Annotated in this window: 1 protein-coding gene; it reads right to left on the reverse strand. The window is 58.8% G+C overall.

The genetic code is table 11. The features are described from left to right. The coding region (locus DM813_RS28375; protein WP_206617346.1) for an immunoglobulin-like domain-containing protein at positions 1 to 755 on the reverse strand (755 nt) is incomplete at both ends.

A 755-nucleotide genomic window follows, 5' to 3' on the forward strand; every position in this document is an offset into this window, starting at 1 on the left:
GTACCGAACCGGTCAGGCTCACAGTCGAGGCAGTTTCAGTGTCGACTACTTTAGCCGTCGCCGAACCGTCTTTGATTTCCAGCTTTTCAAAGCCCGGGCCGTCTACGCCGGTGATAGTGGCAACCAGTTCGGAGCCGTCTTTGTAGACATCTTCGCCGTTGGCAGCATCGATCTTCAGGGTGCCGGTGGTTTCACCGTCAGCGATCGTGATCACACCCTTGTCGGTGGTGATCGTCGTCACGCCCTGGGAGGCGTGGCTGAGGGTGGCGGTGAAGACGTATTGCGCCGTCGAACCTTCGTTCTGTACCGAGCCGGACAGGCTTACGGTCGAGGCAGTTTCGGTGTCCACGACCTTCGCAGTAGCGGAGCCACTGCCGTCTTTGATTTCCAGCTTTTCAAAGCCAGGGCCGTTCACGCCGGTGATAGTGGCAACCAGCTCGGAACCGTCTTTGTAGACGTCTTCGCCATTGGCCGCATCGATCTTCAGGGTGCCGGTGGTTTCACCGTCGGCAATGGTGATCACACCTTTGTCGGTGGTGATCGTCGTCACGCCCTGGGAGGCGTGGCTGAGGGTGGCGGTGAAGACGTATTGCGCCGTCGAGCCTTCGTTCTGTACCGAGCCGGACAAGCTGACAGTCGAGGCGGTTTCAGTGTCGACTACTTTAGCCGTCGCCGAACCGTCTTTGACTTCGAGTTTCTCAAAGCCAGGGCCGTCTACGCCGGTGATAGTGGCAACCAGTTCGGAGCCGTCTTTG

Source organism: Pseudomonas alkylphenolica (genome assembly GCF_004025535.1).
Lineage (GTDB): Bacteria > Pseudomonadota > Gammaproteobacteria > Pseudomonadales > Pseudomonadaceae > Aquipseudomonas > Aquipseudomonas alkylphenolica_A.